Here is a 17386-nt window from a genome sequence, read left to right as displayed (position 1 = left end):
TGCACCGAAACCGCAGAGAAAAGATCCGATTATGGCCACAGTCCATGAACAGCGGCAGCGCAGGATAGAACACGCGCTGTTACGCGACCCAGGTGCGGTGGTAGACGTCAGTATTCGCCTGTGGGAGCGGCTGGCCACTGAATTGAACCAGATCATTGGTGAGCGGGGCGTGGAGTCGATGTATGCCCGCAGCCTGCACCAGAGTCAGAAACAGTTCAGCTGGCTGACGCCCCATCCGCCGCAAGCGCTGGCAGCTGCCATGACCGCCTTGCGCGCCAGTTTGCAAGGACAGGCGGACAGCGTCGCCTGCGCGGCGAGCACGGCGATGTTGATGCACTTCATCAATACCCTTATTTTATTAATTGGCGAACTCTTAACGAATAGCATCCTCCTCAAAGCCTGGGGTGATGACGTTGTGAATAATGCTGGAACGGAGCCGAACGAATGAATAAAGTCACCATCCACCGCCTGGCCACTGGCGTGCCGGGGCTGGACGAACTGCTGGGCGGCGGAATACCGGAATTTTCCTTCAACCTGGTGGCGGGCACGCCCGGCAGCGGCAAGACGACGCTGGCGCACCAGATCATGTTTTCCCTCGCCACGCCCGAGCGCAAGGCGCTGTTTTTCACGGTCCTGGGCGAGCCACCGCTGAAGATGCTGCGCTACCAGCAGCAGTTCCCCTTCTTCGATGTGGAAAAGATCAACCAGTCGATCAAGTTCGTCAATCTGTCGGCCGACTTGCTGGAAGGCGATTTCGACCGCGTGCTGGCGCGCATCGCCGAAGAAGTGGCAGCGTTCTCGCCCAGCCTGGTCTTCGTCGATTCCTTCCGCTCCGTGGTGCAGTCGGCCAAGGCCATGGACACGGGCGCTGCCGGCCTGCAGAATTTCGTGCAGCAGCTGGGCGCGCAAATGACCAGCTGGCTGGCCACGACTTTCCTGATCGGCGAGTACCTGGCGCCCGAGGCCGAATCGAGCGCCGTGTTCACGGTGGCCGACGGCATCCTGTGGCTGTCGCAGCTCGTGCACCGCGACGCCATGGTGCGCAAGATCCAGGTGGTCAAGATGCGCGGCCAGTCGCAAAGCCTGGGCGCGCATACCTTCCGCATCAATGACGATGGCGTGGAAATCTTTTCCCGCGCCGTGCTGAAGGCCAGCGGCATGGGCAAGGTCAGCATTTCCGGTAGTGAGCGCCTGTCGCTGGGCGTGCCGGAACTCGACGCCATGATGGGCGGCGGCTTGCCGGCAGGTTACTCACTGCTGCTGGTGGGGCCGTCCGGTTCCGGCAAGACCGTGCTGGCCACGCAATTTCTCGCCGAAGGCGTGCGCTGCGGCGAACCTGGCGTGATCGCCGCCTTCGAGAAAAGTCCGAACCAGCTGCTCAGCCATCAGCTGAATGCCCTCGTCGATTCCGGCCAGATCGGCGTGATCAACACGCGCACCCTGGATTTGTCGCTGGATGAAATCCTGCACGACCTGGTGAGCATGATCACGCGCATGAAGGCCAAGCGCGTGGTGATCGACTCGCTGTCCGGCTTTGAAATGGCGCTGGCCTCGATGTTTCGCGAGGATTTCCGCGAATCGCTGTACCGCCTGGTGGCGGCCTTGACGGACATGGGCGTGTCCGTGCTGATGACGGCCGAGCTGGAAGACCAGTACACCATGCTGCGCTTCAGTTCCTACGGCAACGCCTTCCTGGCCGATGCCATCGTCATGCAGCGCTACATCGAGCTCGAAGGCCAGTTCAAGCGCGTGGTATCGGTGGTGAAGGTGCGTGGCAGCGGCCACAGCAAGGATATCCGCTTCTACGATATCGACGCCGAGGGCATGAAGATCGGCGCCGCCCTCAGCCAGTATCAGGGCATCCTGTCGGGCGAGCCTTACCGGGCTTAGGCGATGAGGCGTATGATGGAAGTGCGGCCATGCCGACGGCGATGGCCGCGCGCACAGGGGGCAGATGCGTCTGCTGTGCTTCCGAGCCGATCAAGAGGAGATATGATGGACAAACCCGAATTCATCCTGGCCGTGAAAGCCATGGAAACGCTGGAAATGTATCAGACCTTCTACGGCCATGCGCAGGAATACCAGGCGCACCAGCAGGAAGTCTTGAAGCTGCTGCGCCACAAGGGCGCTTCCCTGCTGGTGTCGGAGCATGGCCCGGCGAAGTTCCTGCTGGCCTTTGCCGATGCGCTGGAAGCGGCCAGCTTGCCGGGTGAGTATGTGCCGCTCAGCCGCAGGTAGGGCGAGCCTGTCCCGGCAGGGGATCTCGTCTTTTGCCGGGAGCCGCCCCTAGCCGCCGTTCGCGCCCGCGTTCAGCGCTACCCTGGGCAGGCGCACGGTAAATACCGTGCCGCATTCCAGGCTGGACTCGGCGCCGATGGTGCCGCCGTGCGCGCAGGCGATTTCACGCGCGATAAACAGACCCAGGCCGATACTGGTGGCATTTGGCGACTTGTACTCGTCAGAAATGGCCAGCTGTACCAGGGGATCGAATATGGTCTTCAGCGAGGCTTCCGGGATCTGGCGGCCAAAATTCTTCACTTGCACCACGGCCATATCGGCATCGCCGCAGGCCGTGATGCTCACTGGCTGGTCGTCGGTGCGATATTGCGCAGCATTGTTGAGCAAATTGGAAAACAGCTGGGCCAGGCGGGGCGCATCGAAGTCGCCGATCATTTCGCCCGTGGTGCTCAGTTCAAACTTGCATTTCGGGTGAGCGGCCGAGGCATCCTCGACGGCCGTTTTGCAGATTTCCCCGATATCGCCCAGGGAGGGGGAGACGGGCATGTGTCCGCCCAGCTGCGTCCTGGCAAATTCCAGCAGATCGTTGACCATGGTTGTCATGGCGGCCGCGCTGCGGGCAACGCGTGCACCGATCTCTACCGTGGAAGAGGGGTTCGCGCTCGGCCTGCTCAGCAGCGCGCCGGCCATCGTCATCGTGCTCAGCGGGCTGCGCAGATCGTGGCTGAGAATGGCGAGAAAGGTATTGCGGGTGCGGTCGCTCTGCTGCGAGTAGCGTATCGCCGATTCCTGCAACGCCTTGTCGATCGCTTCATTGAAGCGCAGGATGTCTTGCGTTGCCGTTTTCGACGCCACCGACACCTGTGCCATCCACAGGCGCAGAACGCTGGCCCGCATCGCGCGAAATTCCGCCGTCAGCTGCGGCAGCGTGAAGCCGATCTGCTGGCGCAGCGAGCCATGCGTGGCCGCTGCCGTTTCCTTGCCTTCTATTTCTGACACGCCCGTGGTCGATTTCTTTTTCCGCTGCGCCGCGTTCTCGATGACATCCATGTCGCGCACGATGGTTTCCAGCATCTGCTTTGCATGATCGCGCAATTCGGCTTTCGAGATGGCGGCTCCAGGAATGGGAAGCGAGCTGGCGAAGAGTTCCCACTCCACCAGGATCTGCTCCAGATGGTCGGTAATAAAGCACGATAGTTTCACGATGGACCGATGCGTTGATGGTAGAGGAGCCAGTGTACGCTGTTGATGTGAGGGATGGGGGATTGGGTTCTGCTCCGGGTGTCAAGGGCATTGACATGGTAATGCACTCGCATTACCATATGAGCATCCCTTTTAACCGGAGAGCATCATGTCCGCTACCCACGACATCGAATCCACGCTGACCGACCGCTACCAGACCACTGTGCCGGAAACCGTGCGTCGCGCCTTGCGGTTGGGCAAGCGGGACAAGATCCACTACGCCGTTCGCCCGAATGGCGAAGTGGTCATGACGCGCGCCGACGCTTCTGCAGGCGATGACCCGGTGCTGGGGCAGTTCCTGGGCTTCCTGACACGCGACCTTGCCAGTCATCCGGAACGTCTGATGGCTGTGGATGCTGCGCTCGTCCAGCGCCTGCGATCACTGGTAGGGGATGTCGAAGTCGAGCTCGATACTGCCTTGACGGCGGACGATGAATGAGCACGGACAAGACTGCGCCGCTGGTCATTCATGGATGGACAGTCTTTGTCCATCCTCTATTCCTTGCGCAGATTGAGGCGCTGATTCTGCAGGTCGAGTCGCTCAAGCAGAAGGATCCGGTCGGCTACGTGAAGAAGAACGCCAGCAAGCGGCTGGCCGCTATCACCAAGTTGGCGTTCGATGTCATTCCACAAGATCCCATACGCCCCGAGTATCGGCAAGGCGGTACTCTCGGCGATGCGCATAAACACTGGTTCCGGGCCAAGTTTTTCCAGCAATACAGACTGTTCTTCCGCTATCACGCAGCTGCCAAGGTACTCGTGTTTGCATGGGTCAATGACGACGACAGCAAGCGTGCCTATGAGAGCAGCGATGACGCTTACCGGGTGTTCCGCAAGATGCTGGAGGGCGGGCACCCGCCCGATGATTGGGATATGTTGCTTGCGGAGGCCAGGGCGGAGGACGCGCGCCTGCGGAGCCTGGTTGCAGGCACTGGGGAGTAGTGCAGGACTGGCTGGGCTAAGGCCCCGGTCACTTCAGGCGATCTAAGTAACCCCCAATAAATTATTGTGATTTCTGACTTCCATAACCGGCGCTGTGCGGTGTTGCCCGCTGCTAGCAGTGCTCGCACTGCGTCGCAGCGGGCGCCTTGCACAGCATCCGGTTCTGTTCGTCATAAATTCACAATAATTTCCCGAGGGTTACTTAGCAAATCGATCCCGCAATGCTTTTGCCACTGCGCAGGTTAAAGCCGAAGTGGCACCTATAGCCGTCATGATCGCGGACACAGGAAACATTTTCCTTGTCGCGCTGCCGATGGCCTTTCTGCAAACTGCAGCGCTCTTTCGAGTCCGGCCCCATGGAGTCAAACATGTCCTTGGCCACGCTCCCCGTGACCATGAAAGAAATCTTGCGGTCATGCGGTGTGGGTGGCTGTTGCTCGCCCAAGGTATTTGAATACATCAGATAAGAACCCTTGAACGGTTTGTATTCGCCCCAGTCGCTGTCGCTAGCCGCATAAGCCAGTGAAAACAGGGTGAAGGCGCCCCACGCCAGAGCCCACTGCCTTTTCATGTCAAGCTCTCAGTTCCAGATGAAAGTGATGGTCGTGATGTTTGAATGGCGTCACGAATGGAATGCCGCTATCGTCAAACAGCACCCGGCGCACACTGGCATGGGCGCGAAAAAGTGCGATGAGCTTTGCCGTCGCGGCTTGATCGTATTCTTTGTCGTACCAATAAACAGGGAGTTGAAGGCCGTCCCTGCGCAGTGGACGAATGTCCACCTCCAGACCGGATTTGTGCGTTGAGTGTTCCCCATACGCGGTTCCGTTAGCCAGGCTAATGTTGCCGATGCCAAATTTCCGCGTATCCGACGCTTGCCATTCACGCTCGACATACAGCAGTGTCATCATCATGTTTGGGTGCGCATATTGGCCCGCCCCCCTGCCGGGAGTGCCATAGACGTAATACCCGGCATCTTCCGGAGCCTGGGGCAGGATGAAAAACCCGCGCTTGTCTCTGGGCTGAACTTCAAGCATGGTTGACTCCGCCAGGCGCAACGGTGGGGGGGACTGGCATTGTTTCGTATTTCTTTCCATCCGGGAATTGCGGTATCGCAAACAATGGCGAGCTGGGGTCGGATTTGTCCATCGCTCTCGGCGGCGCGTGCGCCAGCCTTGTCCATGTAGAATCGGCAACATACGGATCGATGTATCCGCCCCTTCATTGCGGAGTACGCGCTAGCGTGACACAAACATTGCAAACCTGGCTGCTGGCCTGGCGGGAGGCCTTCACGTGCATCGGCCTGGGACTGCGCGATGCGCGTCATGCGGGCCTGTGGTGGCGCTCCGCGCTGTGGTGCATGGCGGTCGTGGCGCTGTGGCTGGGACTGTATGGCTATTTCGGCCGCTTCTTCGTCGAGCTGAGCGCCATGCTGGCGCTGGTGGCTGTCACCGGCTTGCTGGGCCTGGGCGTGATGGATGGCGTCGGGACACTCGCCAACGGGCCGGCCACCGTTTCGCAGATGGGCAATATCGCCGGCGGCCTGGGCAGTGCCGCCAAGGCCCTGCTGTCGATCGGCCAGATCGCCCTGGCGCTGCTGGCGCTGGCAGCTTTTTTCTACGTGATGGTCTTTATCGTCGGCGCCATCGGCACGGCGCGCTTGCCGCTACGCTGGTTGTTGCTGGAGCGCGCCAAGGCCGTGGCGGCACGCCGCTATGTTGCCTGGCAAGCGCCAACCGGACTGGATGCCTCCGCCGCGCGCCCCGCCTGGCGCAAGCGCCTGTTGCTGTTGCTTTCCCTGCTGATTCCCGTGTGGGCGATGTGCGTGCTGATCTCGTACTTGCTGGCCTGGAATGTGCAAATGATCTACGGCGCTGCGGCCGAAGCCGTGCTCAGCGTGGAACAACAAACGGCGTTGCGCCGCGAGCAGCGCCCGGCGATTTTTGCCCTGGGGCTGCTGCTGTGTCTGCTAATGCTCGTGCCGGTTCTCAATTTGTTGCTGCCAGCCTTGCTGTGCAGCAGCGTTTGCCATTTGCAGCGCCGCGGCTGGCGTGCAACCGACACATCAATCAAAGTGGACTGAACAAGGAGTGAACATGAGTGAACACGCAAGCCGCGGCACCCTGGAGCGCGCGATTGAAATCGCCGCCGCCACCCATGCCGGCCAGACGGACAAGGGCGGCGCGCCGTACATACTGCCCCCCCCTGCGCGTGATGCTGCGCGTGGCGCCCGGCACCCAGCAGATTGTCGCCGTGCTGCATGATGTGGTGGAAGAAAGCGATGAAAAATCACCTTCGACGACCTGGCACGCGAAGGATTTTCCCAGGAAATCATCGACGGCGTGCGCGCCGTGAGCAGGATCGAAGGCGAGTCATACGAGGATTTCATCTCCCGCGCGGCCTTGAACCCGGTTGGCAAGGCCGTCAAGCTGGCTGATCTGGCCGAGAACAGCGATTTGTCGAGGATAGAGGCACCGACGCAGAAGGATCTGGAGAGGGGGAGAAGTATCGAAGGGCGATGGGGTATTTAAGTGGGGATGTTCGTTAATTTCAAAGTGGTGCGGGGCGACCTTGTGCTGGTTCAATGTCATGGCTGTAACTAGCGATAACTCCATTAACGTACAGGGATTTGATCCTTCGCAATGCTTCCGAAATGCATTGCGGCAAAAATCATCGAGCGTGTATCTGTTGGCGATCATGTGGGGATGCCCGCCAAGTGCGGTGGCGCGAGGCATTGTCAATAAAATGCGTTAAAAGGATTGACAGGCAGTCTGCATCGCGATGCCACGGCCCAGTTAATCCGCATATTTTTTGAATTCAGCTTTGTCCACGTTATTTATTTTAATGATCCTACTATCCCCCGCATAAGACCGCTGATACGGCACGACGACCATTTTCACGTCACGATCAAGTAGCGGGGAAGATGATATGAAACGCCTTCGCGCTGTTTTTCTGCTCCTTGTTTTGGCTACGACCATGGCCCAATCCGCCCCCAAATGGCTATTTTCTTATCAGTCATTCAAAGGCCGCTATGCCATCTATGGCGGAAGCCTGAGTGATCCGCAGCCGCCGACCAGGAAAGACAAACGCATCGCGTTCTGGATCGACGGCAAGGCGGCGAAACAGCTATTTGATGCGATGGGCCCGGACTTGCGCAATGCCTGTGGTGTGGATGGCGAGTATCGCTTGCGCCAGCGGGCGGAAGTGAGCTGCTCCTACCATCCCCGCGATGGCCATCATTGCGACTTCGGCTTTGATCTTCTGACCGGGCGCCGCATCGGCGGCTCCGTATGCTGAGACGAGCCAGCCTGCTATTCGTCGCGCTACTGTGCTTGCTGTTGGCGCACCAGGCCCGGGCCGTATGGGAGTTTGCAGAGAGGAGTTTTTCAGCTTCGTACGCGATCTATGGCGGTTATCTTGACGAAGCCGTAGCCCCGGTTGCGGGCGATACCAAAGTCGCGTTTCGTTTGACGGGACCCGCTGCCAAAGACATGTTTGAAGCCATCGGGCCGGATATGCGCGATGGCTGCCCCGATCCGCACATACGCATTCGCAATCGTGACATGCTGCTGTGCCGGCACCGGCCAAAAGATGGTTACCGCTGTGATTTTGGTTTTGATTTGTCGACGGGGTTGAGTATTGGTGGAGCGGTGGGTGGGGTGGTGTGTGAGGAGTAGCTTGAGGCGGTATCTTTATTTGGCTTGAGCGGCTGATATTGCCGCTAGGAAAAACCGCCTGCGGCGCAAGAGCTAGTCAGACGAATCGGAGGGGGTTGCGCTTGCAAGGTAAGCGTCTTCCCAGCGCCGTCTAGACTGTCTGACCACCACCAGTGCTCGTCCGCGCCCGTCCATGCTGATGGGTATGCGTTCGACCACCGGGCGCGGCACCTTGCGCACCAGCAGAAAGGCAGCGGCGCTGCGCTGGCCGTAAGTGAGGGCCCATTCCAGGCCCTGGCGCACGATCGACGCATGGCGGGCATCGGTGCGCGGAGTTTTCTTGATATCCATCCCATCACTATCGAATACGCGACGATGGCGCACGGTACGGCGGCGTACAGTGCGAGGGTTCTTCCAGTACACTGCGTAGCTCGACTACAAAGCCAGGAAAAAAGACGATGTTACGTTTCATGTTGCCACTGCTGGCCTGCGCGTTACTGGCCGGCTGCGCCCTCACCCGCGTTTCCGACGCCACGCTGGCGGCCGAAGTGGACCAGCTGCACGCGGTCGGCCTGACCATGGACGCGGCCAGAAAGGTCGCCACGGAACAGGGCTTCGAGTGCAGTCCGTACATCAACCGGGACGTCTCGGTATCTACCCCGCAAGGCACGCGCAAGACCGACATGCTCGAATGCAGCAAGAAGTCGCTGGAACTGGTCTGCCCGCAGCGCCGCTACGTGGTGTTTAATATCGAACCTTCTACCGGCTTGGTGCGATCGGTTGGCAAGCGGTTCAACCAGAATTCATGCTTTTGATGTCCAGATCAGCGTAAGCGTCCACTCAGCACCTTATTGAGTGCAGGGGCGTTTTGATCGATGATGGCGTCACACCGCTGGGAAGCGGCGTGATCTTAAAGGGCTGCTGGCAGGTTGCAGTTCCAGGGCAAGAAATCATCAACCCTATTGACGGGATGATCGGCGATATGCGTCAGCACGTGACGCAACCAGGCTTCGGGGTCGACACCGTTCAGCTTGGCCGTGCCGATCAGCGAGTAGATCGCGGCGGCGCGCTTGCCGCCGCTGTCGGCGCCGGCGAACAAGTAATTGCGGCGGCCGATGGCCACGCCACGCAAGGCGCGTTCGGCCGCAGAGTTATCGATCTCGATGGCGCCGTCGTCGCAATAGCGCAGCAGCGCGGGCCACAGCTTGAGCGCGTACAGGATTGCTGCCGCTGTGTCGGACTTGCGCGATAAAGTATCGAGCATGCTGCGCAGCCAGCGCTCCAGGTCGTCGAGCAGTGGGCGCGAGAGGGAGGAGCGAGGGGCAGGTCCGCCGTTCGTACACGACTTGAGCGGATGATATTGCCGCTAGGAAAAACCGCCTGCGGCGCAAGAGCCAGTCAGACGAATCGGAGAGGGTTGCGCTTGCAAGCGCAACCCGGTTTTGCGGCGCCGAGCTGCGCTCGCCGAAGTCCCGCAAAACCCCCGCGTCCGTACCGGACGCGGATGCGCTGCCCGCGTTCTGCATGCGTTGAATAAATAAAAAGGGCCTCCCCGCCGAAACGGGGAAGCCCTTTTTATTTATTCAGTGGTGGAGACGGCGGGAATTGAACCTACCGTAAACGACGATTTGATGGCAGTTTTGGCTAAAAAGCTGTCAATATGCTGTCATACACGGATCAAAGTTGCCTTAGCGACGATCTTGAACAATGGCCTGCGCGGACTACCTAGTACCTAATCTAAAGACGATTAACTAACTCCTACCAATGACAAAAGTCGAATTTGAAAGCCAGATGCCGGATACCTGCATCTACTGCAGCCGCCCAGGCCCCTTCACCGACGAACATGTGTTTTGTGCAGGTCTCGGAGGTGATGATAATACTTTTTTACTGCGTGAGCTAGTTTGTAAAAAGTGCAATGAGGAAATTTTTTCGCCGTTGGAGGCAGCGTTTCTTCGCACATCACCTGAGGCAATAGGACGTGTTTTTATACAAAATCACGGCCGTAAGCGAAGCGGGAGAGCGAGAAACACTGAGGCTCCACTGCTTCAGTGCCGCACGGCAAGCATTCTTCTACCAGATAGCGATGAGCCTGCAGAGGCAGTGTTCGGACGAGGAGGGACTGTATCGATATTGCCCAAGTTTATCTTGAGTGGCGAGCGGTTGGATAGTAGGGCTGCGGAGCCGGAAGATCGTGCAGCCTTCTGTCACGAGGTAATTTCTTTCCTTTCCGCTGATGAATTGGTGACTACCAGGAAGGTGCATGCGGCCAGTGGCGCGACGTATAGCGTTACTACTTATAGGTTTTATTGCAATAAATACATTTTTTCATCTTCTTCTATTTTGAAAAAAGCTCCCAAAAAATGCGTTTGGGTAGAGTGCTCCGAAGGGGAACTTGAACCAGAGGCGAAGAGGCGAACGGAATTGGTGAGAAACTCGAATGGTCATACTCTTGTTCGCGTTAAACATGAAGATGAATTATGCGATTTGTTTGAAAGATTACGAAGGAATATTGTCACGTTTAAGGCGATAGCTGATAATAAGACAGAAAGCAAACCTGTTATTAATCCATTGGTTTCTCTTACTATTCAATCAAATTTGGATGCAAGAGCTAGAGTTTTGGCCAAAATTGGAGTAAATCTATGTGCTTTTTCTTCCGGGAGAAATGTTGTTTGCCATGATGGTTTTTCTGAAATAAAAAGAAAGATTGTGTATGGAGAGGACGAAATTGCTTTGCAGAGTTTTATAGTGGATGAGAGCTCACCTGTATTTCTGAAAATGTTTGATGTTGTTCCAAAAACAAAGCATTTTGTATCCATAATGCTGGTGCCGATGGAGAATGGCACCAACAAGTTGTCAATGTTCGTGAGGCTTTACGGTGCCTCGTTTATACATATAACGTTGGCGGAAAATTTGCCTCATCAACCGAGTTTTCCAGTTTTTCTTGAAGTTGAGTATAACTTGCATAAAATGGAAATATTGAAATCGGAGGAATTTACTGCAAAGTATTCTTTGGCTATTATGAATAAATTGTTTCCTGAAATGCCCATCTGAGGAAGCAACTCAAGAACCGAAAATTGCCTCTGCTTTTGAGCCAGCGTATTGATTTGCGTCTGGCATCCAACGTCCATAAACGCGCGCTATCATGGTCCAATCAGCATGCCCCATCTGCTTCGCCACCCACATCGGATGTTCGCCTGCTGAAAGCATCATGCTGGCATATGTATGCCGAGTCTGATAAGGGTTGCGATACCGCACGCCAGCGTTTTGGGAGCGAGGGTCAGGTCCGCCGTTCGTACACGGCCTGAGCAGCTTATGTTGTCGCTTGGAAAAACCGCCTGCGGCGCAAGAGCTAGTCAGACGAATCGGAGAGGGTTGCGCTTGCAAGCGCAACCCGGTTTTGCGGCGCCGAGCTGCGCTCGCCGAAGTCCCGCAAAACCCCCGCGTCCGTACCGGACGCGGATTCGACGCCCGCGCTCTGCATGCGTTGAATAAATAAAAAGGGCCTCCCCGCCAAAACGGGGAAGCCCTTTTTATTTATTCAGTGGTGGAGACGGCGGGAATCGAACCTACCGTAAACTGAGGCTTCTTAGGCATGTAAGGGTTTTTGCTGTCAAAATACTGACACTTTGCCAAAGTGGTTTACGAGCAGATGCTACTCTGGGAATACTAGCTGGTTTTTTTGGGATTTTTGTGACTATTTACGTTATGGGAGGAAATTATTACTCTTCCACGCCAGCTCTCAAGGTACCCGTCACTGAACTAACGATTGAGTCTGCACGAGCCTGAAGTCATTTGTTAGCGACATATCTGCAGCAAAGTTGATGATTTCGACAATGCCGTCACCGAAATCCTCTGGTGCTTTGTCCCTCAAGAAAAGTGAAGGATCGCAGTGCTCGCGCGGGTCAAGGTCTGTGTCGATCAACGGGAACATGATCGACACAGGGGCAATGTTGGTACTGTTGATCGTTGCTTTACCCAAGATTCTCAATGTCCCGAAGTTGGTGGGTTCGGAGCTCATGAGACCTGTGGGCAACCTACGCTGCCCACTTATAAGCCTGAAGTGATTTTCTGTCTCAATCTTACAACTTGCCTTGTTTCCGTTGTCAAGTGCGAATTCGGTATTCGATACAAGGCACAAAATTGCTAGTGAGATTGTGGCGGCCTGCGCATCCCAAGCGGCCTCGTCGAAAATAACCTTTTGCGTTCGCATGACATCCTTCAGCTCCTTGTGGAAGTCGCGAATGTGAAATGCTGGCTTTGCATGGATGAAACTGGTGATGAAATGTAGAGATTCCAATAATTCAATACCGCCTTTATTACCGCGTAGACAATATGTGTTCGTTTTCTTGTCGAACAGAAAACTAGCTTCGATCTTCTTGATGAGTGTTGAGCGGCTCATCTTATACTTTTCCCTCAATTGCCGCTCGTCCGTCAGGCGAGATTGGGAAAGAAATAAGCGGTAAATGTAGGCGGGAAAAGGTTTGCTAACGTTTAACTGACGTTCTACAGACAGGAATTCCCGGAAATACTGTATTGAATCAACGATCGCAGTGATGGACTGGTGTGCTATGCCGCGATCCCGCGCATCCGAATGCGCGACGAAATGCGCCACTTCAAGAAAGACAGTGCTTTTCCCAGCATAAGCACGAAGCTTCATCAGCAGGTTGTCGACATCATTTTCATCGAAGTTGCCGGCTTGTATTCGTTCAATGATTTGGTTCAGTTTGGCGATGTCTTTAAGCTGCAGCGGCATATGGTGTCCCCCAATGATTTAAGGCCAGTGAAATTTCGTGACGTCGCATTATGGCACCAAATTAAACACCTCCAACTTCGCTTTTTTGGACATTTTCAACCTTACTAGGATCGACGAGGTTTATGACAGTCTGACATTAGTTACAATCGTTAAATGCCGAAGACGCTTTCTGCCTTTGATCCCGCATTTTGGTCAGCATCAGGCATCCAACGCCCATATACTCGCGCAATCATCGTCCAGTCCGCATGCCCCATCTGCTTTGCGACCCACATAGGGTGCTCCCCGGCCGACAGCATCATGCTGGCGTAGGTGTGCCGCGTTTGATAAGGGTTGCGATACCGCACGCCAGCGTTTTGCAGGATGCCGGTCCATAAAGTCTTGCGGATCGGCTGGTCCCCCTCCCAGCGCCGCTCCAGGCGAGGATTTTGAAAAACTTCCTCGCCCTTTGCCCACGTGAATGCCTTTTGCTCCTGCAGCGCATGCATGGCGCGCTCCAGCAGCTTGACTTCTCGGCGGCCGGCGTTTGTCTTGGTGCTCTCCGCCACCCTTGAATGCTGCGTGAGGGCTCGCGTCACCATCACGACGCCCCGCACGAAGTCCACGTCGGCCCAATCCAGGGCCACCAATTCGGAGGTGCGTAAGCCGGTCCAGAAGGCAAACTGCAGCAGGTTGCGCCCCTGGCCGGTTGCTTGCGCGAGAATCGCTGACTGTTCTTCTTTCGTGAACGGGTCGATATCGTCCTTCGACTGCGGCGCCTCGACCTTGGAATAGCACCAGCGCGCCAGCGGATTGACCTCGATCAGCTCGTCCTCTATCGCGTCGTCCAGTGCCTTGCGCAGTACGCTCTGGATGTTCGCCATGGTCTTGTTGGTCGCGTTCATGGGCTCCATCTTCGCCCGCACGTCTTTCTTGCGCAGCGCCGACAGCATGATGGTGCCGAACCAGGGGATCAGCTGGCCAACGACGATCTTGCGATAGCCGTTGTACGTGCTGGCCTTGAGGTGCTTTTTCTGCCTGTCCAGCCACTTGTCCAGAAACGCTTCGACGGTCTGGACATCGCCCACCTGGTCGGCGAATTTGACCGCATTGGACGATTGCGGGAAGGTGGCCGTATAGTCAAAGCTGTTGGTGGCAATCGCGTGCAGGATCGCCGCCCGGTGGTTCTCGGCACGTTTTAGGTTAGCGGAGGTGGGCTTGAGCGCGATCCTTTCCCTGCACCTGGTGCCGCGATACATGAAGGTGATTTCGATGCTGCTTTCCGATGCAGCTTTAACACCTCGCCCGTCTCTACCCATGATTCATACCCTTTCACGTCAATTAAAATTCGATTGTCTGGCGCCTTGATCCAGACGGCGTCTTTCGGCCAGATCCCATCCCGGATCTTTGTTCTGATCGCATCAGGGGTATAGCCTGATTCGATGGAGAATTTCGGTATCGTCATGTAGCGCAGCATGGGCACCTCCTAAATGCTGGCGTGCGTTGTGCCAATGATCGAACCCAGCGGCACGGCCCGGAACATGCCCGGCCACTGGTGGTCCAGTTTCACCCAGGCGTGCAGCTCGCCATTGCCCACGTCGCGGCGCAGGTCGTTGACGGTGCCGGCCTGGTAGCCTTCATCGGTATCGAATGTCACGCGGTCGCCCAGGGCGATTTGCCGCGGCGAATTGGTCAGTGTGTTCAGCATTGCGGTGCTCCTTTCAGTTTGGCGGTAACGCCGCACACGCCGTAGCGGTCGATGGCGGCGTCGATCACGTCGCCGCTGGATGCGGCAACTTCAAAAAATTCAAAGCGTTCGGTTTGCGTGCGAACGGTCACGGCATAGGTGCTCATGTGCCATTTCCTTTATGGGGTGGGGTGTCAGGAACAATCAGCCGGGGATACGGGCAGGCGTTGACGGCCGCCCAGGCGGCAATCAAGGCTGTTTTTGCCTCGTCGGGCAGGTCAGGCGCGGGTGCCGCTGGCGGCGTGGACGGGGTGGGGCGGTCGGGGTGCGTACAGTTATTTACACGAGTCCGAGGAACGGCAACCCCAACAGCCACCCCGCGCCCGCCTGTGGCCTGTACGGGCGTCCACGTATGGCGCACGGACTTGAAGACCACGCCGATCAGGTCGCTGCAGCGCACGCCGTAGGGTGTGGTGCGCAGCGTTTCGCCGTATCGGCCGATGACGGTTTTTTCGTCCTTGGCCAAGGTGACGACCAGTTCCTTGCGCGGCACCAGGGCGCCGCCCTGGGCGCGCAGGTATTCGGCCCAGCAGGCGCGCTTTTCGCCGTCGATCTTTTGCACGGCGTCCCAGGCGCGGCGCATGGCGGCCGGGGCTTCGTTGAGCATGCCTTCCTCAATGCGGCGCAGTTCGCGCCAGACGGTGACGGGCGCGCCGCCCCATTGCTGGAATTGACGGATGCCCCAGCACGCGGCCCAGGACTCGACGCGCGCCGATGGCGTCAGCTCGACATCGCCTTCGGTGTCGGCCGTGACGACATAGCCTTCTTTCGTCTTGTGCTCGGCCACGCCGTCGATGTTCTTGGCCACGTACTTGGCGATGTAGCCGGCGGCACTGCCCTTGGCCCAGTCGATGCGCTTGACGTCCAGGCGGCGCGCGAAGGCGCCCGGTTCGCCACGGTCCACGCGCCAGGCGTAGCGCTTCATGATGCGGATGGCGCGGCCGGCCACGTCCTGCAGGTGGACTGTCTTGTATTTCGCGGTCGGACGCACGAACAGCAGCAAATGCCAGTGCGGGCAGCCATCGTGGTGCGGCTCGGCGATGCGAAAGCCGTACAGGCCGATGCCACGGCGCGCCAGCGCGGAGCGGCACAGCGACGTCATCTTGCCCAGGTAGGCGTTGGCCTCGCGTGGCGTGGAGCCGTCGAACTTGTCGTTCGGCTTGCCGCTGTGCTGCATGGCGTGGAAGCGCGATGGGCACGTCCAGGTGATAAAAATGCCCTGGTCGCCGCATTCGCGGGCGATCTGCTCAAAGCCGTTGATGCGCAACATCAGCTCGCCGCGCCGGATGGCTTTATTCGCGGTGGTCTTCTCGGCCAGCTCGGCGATACTGAATTGCTGGCCGTTTTCGTTTTGCACCAGGGTGGCGGCCAGTGCTGCCGCGTTGCGGCGGTTTTGCGCCAGGCGCGACAGCACGGCGTCATTGCTGGCGTAGGGTTCGGCGCGATAGTTCACGTAGCCCAGGCGGATATTGCCCGCTTCAAAGGCGCGCTTGACGCGCTTGCGCAACTGGCGGCGCCACCAGCGCGCGTCCACCAGACGGGCTATGGTGTCGCCCAGCGCGTCGAACTCGGGCAGCTCGATGCCATACGAGGCGCATTCGTCTTCCATTATCTGCAGGGCGTGCGTGTCGGACACGGCCATCCACAGCATTTTGGTGACGCCGGCCGCTGCGCGTTCAGCGGTGGTCACGATGTCGGCGTCGCTCTGCGACAAGTCGACGCCGGCCGGCACGTACTGCTCGGCGAACTCGCGCACAAAGCCGGTGGCGACGGACTCATAGACTTTGTACCAGGACGACCAGGCCATCTTGGCCAGGGCGGCCGTGATGACGCGGTTGCGCCATTTGAACGGGATGCGCGCCAGCTCGGGCGCGAACTGGGCGGATCGCAAGAAGGCTTCGTGACGCTGGGCGTCAGGCAGCAGGATTTGTTTAGATTGCATTCAACAGTCTTTCGTACACACGGATAGCGGCAGAGGTGGCGGCGCGCAGCTCGATGCGCTCTTCCTCTGTAAATGAGTGGATGGGCGACTCCCAGCGGTCGGCGTCCATGCCTGCGGCGATCAACACGGAACGGCGCGCGCCACGCGGCGACAATCCCCACGCCTGGGCCATGAAGGGCGCCAGGTTGCGCGGCTTGATGCTGCGCAGCTGGGCCTTGGCTTCGGCAATGGCGGCCAGCGCATGCCCGGCGCCCGGTGGCGTCGGCATGTCCTTGTCGCGCGCCGCCAGAATCTCGGCGGCAGGCTGGAAGGACAGGTGATTGTCGATAAGGGACGCCGGCATGGTTCAGTCCTTGATGGCGCCGATGGCCCGCAGCACGCCGGGGGCAAGGACGATAAGGAGCGACAGCAGCCAGATGCCGCAGGTTTTGGCCAGACGCAGCATCAGCGTGCCCCTTCCTTGGCGAAATACTTTGCCCAGTAGGTCAGCGTGCGCGACGAGCTGGTGCATTGCACGACGCCCGATTCGCTGGCGAACAGGTAACGCAGCTCGATGGGCAGATTACCGACCAGTGCACGCTGGCTGTCTGGCAAGAAGAAACCGCCATGCTGCAGCGCGTGCAGATCGCTGATGATGAAGGTGAGATTGGCCGCGCCGTAGGCGTGATAGGTCTTGGCAATCTCATGGATGTGGGCGGTCAGCGCCGCGATGCTGATGCCCGCGCTGGTTTGCAGCAGAAAACACGTTGGTGCCACGGGGACAATACAATTTTGCAAGGTCGGGCGGATCGTGCTTGATGCCATGGATTTGTCGGCATGACTGGTGGCGTGCAGCGTGTTTTCCATCGGTTTTCCTTATTTCAGGTTGAACGAATCCCGCGCGCTCAAAA

Annotated in this window: 24 protein-coding genes and 2 pseudogenes; 11 read left to right on the top strand and 15 right to left on the bottom strand. The window is 58.0% G+C overall.

Annotated elements, in window-relative coordinates:
* The first annotated feature begins 31 nt into the window (after positions 1-31).
* The 3 genes from ACP7DW_RS07605 (at position 32) to ACP7DW_RS07595 (ending at position 2238) form a co-directional block, all read left to right on the top strand.
* Positions 32-448 (top strand): hypothetical protein, encoded by a 417-nt coding sequence (locus tag ACP7DW_RS07605; protein ID WP_426054679.1) that lies wholly within the window; start codon positions 32-34, stop codon positions 446-448.
* Positions 445-1890 (top strand): ATPase domain-containing protein, encoded by a 1446-nt coding sequence (locus ACP7DW_RS07600; protein ID WP_426054680.1) that lies wholly within the window; start codon positions 445-447, stop codon positions 1888-1890. The genes ACP7DW_RS07605 and ACP7DW_RS07600 overlap by 4 nt, the downstream gene beginning before the upstream one ends.
* A gap of 105 nt (positions 1891-1995) precedes the next feature.
* A complete protein-coding gene (locus ACP7DW_RS07595; RefSeq protein ID WP_071079012.1) occupies positions 1996-2238 on the top strand; it encodes a hypothetical protein in 243 nt (80 codons plus the stop codon).
* A gap of 48 nt (positions 2239-2286) precedes the next feature.
* Here the strand turns inward: ACP7DW_RS07595 and ACP7DW_RS07590 are convergent, their stop codons facing one another.
* Positions 2287-3441 carry a sensor histidine kinase gene (locus tag ACP7DW_RS07590; RefSeq protein ID WP_071079011.1) on the bottom strand — a complete coding sequence of 385 codons (1155 nt, stop codon included), beginning with the start codon at positions 3439-3441 and terminating at the stop codon, positions 2287-2289.
* Between the two features lie 148 nt (positions 3442-3589).
* On the opposite strand from ACP7DW_RS07590, the gene ACP7DW_RS07585 reads away from it, so the two are divergent.
* On the top strand, positions 3590-3919 hold the full coding sequence (locus tag ACP7DW_RS07585) for a type II toxin-antitoxin system PrlF family antitoxin (protein WP_426054681.1): 330 nt from the start codon (positions 3590-3592) through the stop codon (positions 3917-3919).
* Positions 3916-4422: a type II toxin-antitoxin system YhaV family toxin gene (locus ACP7DW_RS07580; RefSeq protein ID WP_426054682.1), complete on the top strand. Its 507-nt coding sequence runs from the start codon at positions 3916-3918 to the stop codon at positions 4420-4422. Before ACP7DW_RS07585 ends, ACP7DW_RS07580 begins: the two co-directional genes overlap by 4 nt.
* A gap of 202 nt (positions 4423-4624) precedes the next feature.
* On the opposite strand, the gene ACP7DW_RS07575 is transcribed toward ACP7DW_RS07580, so the two are convergent.
* Both ACP7DW_RS07575 and ACP7DW_RS07570 read right to left on the bottom strand, forming a co-directional pair.
* Complete coding sequence (locus tag ACP7DW_RS07575) at positions 4625-4993, bottom strand: hypothetical protein (RefSeq protein WP_426054683.1); 369 nt, start codon at positions 4991-4993, stop codon at positions 4625-4627.
* A 1-nt stretch (position 4994) separates the two neighbouring features.
* Positions 4995-5459: a hypothetical protein gene (locus ACP7DW_RS07570; protein WP_426054684.1), complete on the bottom strand. Its 465-nt coding sequence runs from the start codon at positions 5457-5459 to the stop codon at positions 4995-4997.
* Between the two features lie 206 nt (positions 5460-5665).
* Between ACP7DW_RS07570 and ACP7DW_RS07565 the strand changes: the two genes are divergently transcribed.
* Positions 5666-6505 (top strand): hypothetical protein, encoded by an 840-nt coding sequence (locus tag ACP7DW_RS07565; protein ID WP_426054685.1) that lies wholly within the window; start codon positions 5666-5668, stop codon positions 6503-6505.
* A 17-nt stretch (positions 6506-6522) separates the two neighbouring features.
* Entirely contained in the window at positions 6523-6777 is a 255-nt protein-coding gene (locus ACP7DW_RS07560; protein ID WP_426054686.1) for a hypothetical protein, read from the top strand.
* Between the two features lie 17 nt (positions 6778-6794).
* Here ACP7DW_RS07560 and ACP7DW_RS07555 read toward each other — a convergent pair whose 3' ends face one another.
* Positions 6795-7121, bottom strand: a complete 327-nt coding sequence (locus ACP7DW_RS07555) for a hypothetical protein (protein ID WP_426054687.1) — start codon at positions 7119-7121, stop codon at positions 6795-6797.
* Between the two features lie 229 nt (positions 7122-7350).
* On the opposite strand from ACP7DW_RS07555, the gene ACP7DW_RS07550 reads away from it, so the two are divergent.
* Together ACP7DW_RS07550 and ACP7DW_RS07545 are read left to right on the top strand one after the other, a co-directional pair.
* On the top strand, positions 7351-7719 hold the full coding sequence (locus tag ACP7DW_RS07550; RefSeq protein ID WP_426054688.1) for a hypothetical protein: 369 nt from the start codon (positions 7351-7353) through the stop codon (positions 7717-7719).
* Entirely contained in the window at positions 7713-8099 is a 387-nt protein-coding gene (locus ACP7DW_RS07545; protein ID WP_426054689.1) for a hypothetical protein, read from the top strand. Before ACP7DW_RS07550 ends, ACP7DW_RS07545 begins: the two co-directional genes overlap by 7 nt.
* A gap of 72 nt (positions 8100-8171) precedes the next feature.
* Here the strand turns inward: ACP7DW_RS07545 and ACP7DW_RS07540 are convergent, their stop codons facing one another.
* Positions 8172-8429: a hypothetical protein gene (locus ACP7DW_RS07540; protein ID WP_426054690.1), complete on the bottom strand. Its 258-nt coding sequence runs from the start codon at positions 8427-8429 to the stop codon at positions 8172-8174.
* A 107-nt stretch (positions 8430-8536) separates the two neighbouring features.
* Here ACP7DW_RS07540 and ACP7DW_RS07535 point away from each other — a divergent pair, with 107 nt between their 5' ends.
* Positions 8537-8893, top strand: a complete 357-nt coding sequence (locus tag ACP7DW_RS07535; protein WP_426054691.1) for a hypothetical protein — start codon at positions 8537-8539, stop codon at positions 8891-8893.
* 95 nt (positions 8894-8988) lie between these two features.
* On the opposite strand, the pseudogene ACP7DW_RS07530 reads toward ACP7DW_RS07535, so the two are convergent.
* Positions 8989-9387 (bottom strand): annotated as a pseudogene (locus ACP7DW_RS07530) (IS66 family transposase); the annotation flags it as partial.
* Positions 9388-9842: 455 nt separating this feature from the next.
* Between ACP7DW_RS07530 and ACP7DW_RS07525 the strand changes: the two are divergent.
* Positions 9843-11129 carry a hypothetical protein gene (locus ACP7DW_RS07525; RefSeq protein WP_426054692.1) on the top strand — a complete coding sequence of 429 codons (1287 nt, stop codon included), beginning with the start codon at positions 9843-9845 and terminating at the stop codon, positions 11127-11129.
* A gap of 9 nt (positions 11130-11138) precedes the next feature.
* Here the strand turns inward: ACP7DW_RS07525 and ACP7DW_RS07520 are convergent.
* The 9 genes and pseudogenes from ACP7DW_RS07520 to ACP7DW_RS07480 form a co-directional block, all read right to left on the bottom strand.
* A pseudogene (locus ACP7DW_RS07520) lies at positions 11139-11345 on the bottom strand (site-specific integrase); the annotation flags it as partial.
* Between the two features lie 484 nt (positions 11346-11829).
* Positions 11830-12831, bottom strand: coding sequence for a hypothetical protein (locus tag ACP7DW_RS07515; RefSeq protein WP_426054693.1), 1002 nt, complete (start codon positions 12829-12831; stop codon positions 11830-11832).
* 149 nt (positions 12832-12980) lie between these two features.
* Complete coding sequence (locus ACP7DW_RS07510; protein ID WP_426054694.1) at positions 12981-14066, bottom strand: tyrosine-type recombinase/integrase; 1086 nt, start codon at positions 14064-14066, stop codon at positions 12981-12983.
* A complete protein-coding gene (locus ACP7DW_RS07505) occupies positions 14006-14284 on the bottom strand; it encodes an excisionase (RefSeq protein ID WP_426054695.1) in 279 nt (92 codons plus the stop codon). Before ACP7DW_RS07505 ends, ACP7DW_RS07510 begins: the two co-directional genes overlap by 61 nt.
* Before the next feature lie 9 nt (positions 14285-14293).
* The gene (locus tag ACP7DW_RS07500; protein WP_426054697.1) at positions 14294-14515 is read right to left on the bottom strand and encodes a hypothetical protein; all 222 of its coding nucleotides are present in this window, start codon (positions 14513-14515) and stop codon (positions 14294-14296) included.
* Entirely contained in the window at positions 14509-14661 is a 153-nt protein-coding gene (locus ACP7DW_RS07495; protein WP_426054698.1) for a hypothetical protein, read from the bottom strand. Before ACP7DW_RS07495 ends, ACP7DW_RS07500 begins: the two co-directional genes overlap by 7 nt.
* Positions 14658-16496, bottom strand: coding sequence for a replication endonuclease (locus ACP7DW_RS07490; RefSeq protein WP_426054699.1), 1839 nt, complete (start codon positions 16494-16496; stop codon positions 14658-14660). Before ACP7DW_RS07490 ends, ACP7DW_RS07495 begins: the two co-directional genes overlap by 4 nt.
* Positions 16486-16839: a hypothetical protein gene (locus tag ACP7DW_RS07485; RefSeq protein WP_034745810.1), complete on the bottom strand. Its 354-nt coding sequence runs from the start codon at positions 16837-16839 to the stop codon at positions 16486-16488. Before ACP7DW_RS07485 ends, ACP7DW_RS07490 begins: the two co-directional genes overlap by 11 nt.
* 101 nt (positions 16840-16940) lie before the next feature.
* Positions 16941-17342 (bottom strand): hypothetical protein, encoded by a 402-nt coding sequence (locus ACP7DW_RS07480; RefSeq protein WP_426054700.1) that lies wholly within the window; start codon positions 17340-17342, stop codon positions 16941-16943.
* Positions 17343-17386 lie beyond the last annotated feature (44 nt).

It is taken from the genome of Janthinobacterium sp. PSRC1-1 (assembly GCF_049897525.1).
Classification (GTDB): domain Bacteria; phylum Pseudomonadota; class Gammaproteobacteria; order Burkholderiales; family Burkholderiaceae_D; genus Janthinobacterium; species Janthinobacterium tructae.
Note: the sequence above shows the minus strand (reverse complement) of the source record. Positions and strands in the feature narration are given on the sequence as shown.

What these genes read in the sequence shown, in the direction of transcription:
- ACP7DW_RS07605 (WP_426054679.1), top strand. Translation starts at nt 32, where the DNA reads ATGGCCACAGTCCATGAACAGCGGCAGCGCAGGATAGAACACGCGCTG.
- ACP7DW_RS07600 (WP_426054680.1), top strand. Translation starts at nt 445, where the DNA reads ATGAATAAAGTCACCATCCACCGCCTGGCCACTGGCGTGCCGGGGCTG.
- ACP7DW_RS07595 (WP_071079012.1), top strand. Translation starts at nt 1,996, where the DNA reads ATGGACAAACCCGAATTCATCCTGGCCGTGAAAGCCATGGAAACGCTG.
- ACP7DW_RS07585 (WP_426054681.1), top strand. Translation starts at nt 3,590, where the DNA reads ATGTCCGCTACCCACGACATCGAATCCACGCTGACCGACCGCTACCAG.
- ACP7DW_RS07580 (WP_426054682.1), top strand. Translation starts at nt 3,916, where the DNA reads ATGAGCACGGACAAGACTGCGCCGCTGGTCATTCATGGATGGACAGTC.
- ACP7DW_RS07575 (WP_426054683.1), bottom strand. Translation starts at nt 4,993, where the DNA reads ATGAAAAGGCAGTGGGCTCTGGCGTGGGGCGCCTTCACCCTGTTTTCA.
- ACP7DW_RS07570 (WP_426054684.1), bottom strand. Translation starts at nt 5,459, where the DNA reads ATGCTTGAAGTTCAGCCCAGAGACAAGCGCGGGTTTTTCATCCTGCCC.
- ACP7DW_RS07555 (WP_426054687.1), bottom strand. Translation starts at nt 7,121, where the DNA reads ATGATCGCCAACAGATACACGCTCGATGATTTTTGCCGCAATGCATTT.
- ACP7DW_RS07550 (WP_426054688.1), top strand. Translation starts at nt 7,351, where the DNA reads ATGAAACGCCTTCGCGCTGTTTTTCTGCTCCTTGTTTTGGCTACGACC.
- ACP7DW_RS07545 (WP_426054689.1), top strand. Translation starts at nt 7,713, where the DNA reads ATGCTGAGACGAGCCAGCCTGCTATTCGTCGCGCTACTGTGCTTGCTG.
- ACP7DW_RS07540 (WP_426054690.1), bottom strand. Translation starts at nt 8,429, where the DNA reads ATGGATATCAAGAAAACTCCGCGCACCGATGCCCGCCATGCGTCGATC.
- ACP7DW_RS07535 (WP_426054691.1), top strand. Translation starts at nt 8,537, where the DNA reads ATGTTACGTTTCATGTTGCCACTGCTGGCCTGCGCGTTACTGGCCGGC.
- ACP7DW_RS07525 (WP_426054692.1), top strand. Translation starts at nt 9,843, where the DNA reads ATGACAAAAGTCGAATTTGAAAGCCAGATGCCGGATACCTGCATCTAC.
- ACP7DW_RS07515 (WP_426054693.1), bottom strand. Translation starts at nt 12,831, where the DNA reads ATGCCGCTGCAGCTTAAAGACATCGCCAAACTGAACCAAATCATTGAA.
- ACP7DW_RS07510 (WP_426054694.1), bottom strand. Translation starts at nt 14,066, where the DNA reads ATGTATCGCGGCACCAGGTGCAGGGAAAGGATCGCGCTCAAGCCCACC.
- ACP7DW_RS07505 (WP_426054695.1), bottom strand. Translation starts at nt 14,284, where the DNA reads ATGCTGCGCTACATGACGATACCGAAATTCTCCATCGAATCAGGCTAT.
- ACP7DW_RS07500 (WP_426054697.1), bottom strand. Translation starts at nt 14,515, where the DNA reads ATGCTGAACACACTGACCAATTCGCCGCGGCAAATCGCCCTGGGCGAC.
- ACP7DW_RS07495 (WP_426054698.1), bottom strand. Translation starts at nt 14,661, where the DNA reads ATGAGCACCTATGCCGTGACCGTTCGCACGCAAACCGAACGCTTTGAA.
- ACP7DW_RS07490 (WP_426054699.1), bottom strand. Translation starts at nt 16,496, where the DNA reads ATGCAATCTAAACAAATCCTGCTGCCTGACGCCCAGCGTCACGAAGCC.
- ACP7DW_RS07485 (WP_034745810.1), bottom strand. Translation starts at nt 16,839, where the DNA reads ATGCCGGCGTCCCTTATCGACAATCACCTGTCCTTCCAGCCTGCCGCC.
- ACP7DW_RS07480 (WP_426054700.1), bottom strand. Translation starts at nt 17,342, where the DNA reads ATGGAAAACACGCTGCACGCCACCAGTCATGCCGACAAATCCATGGCA.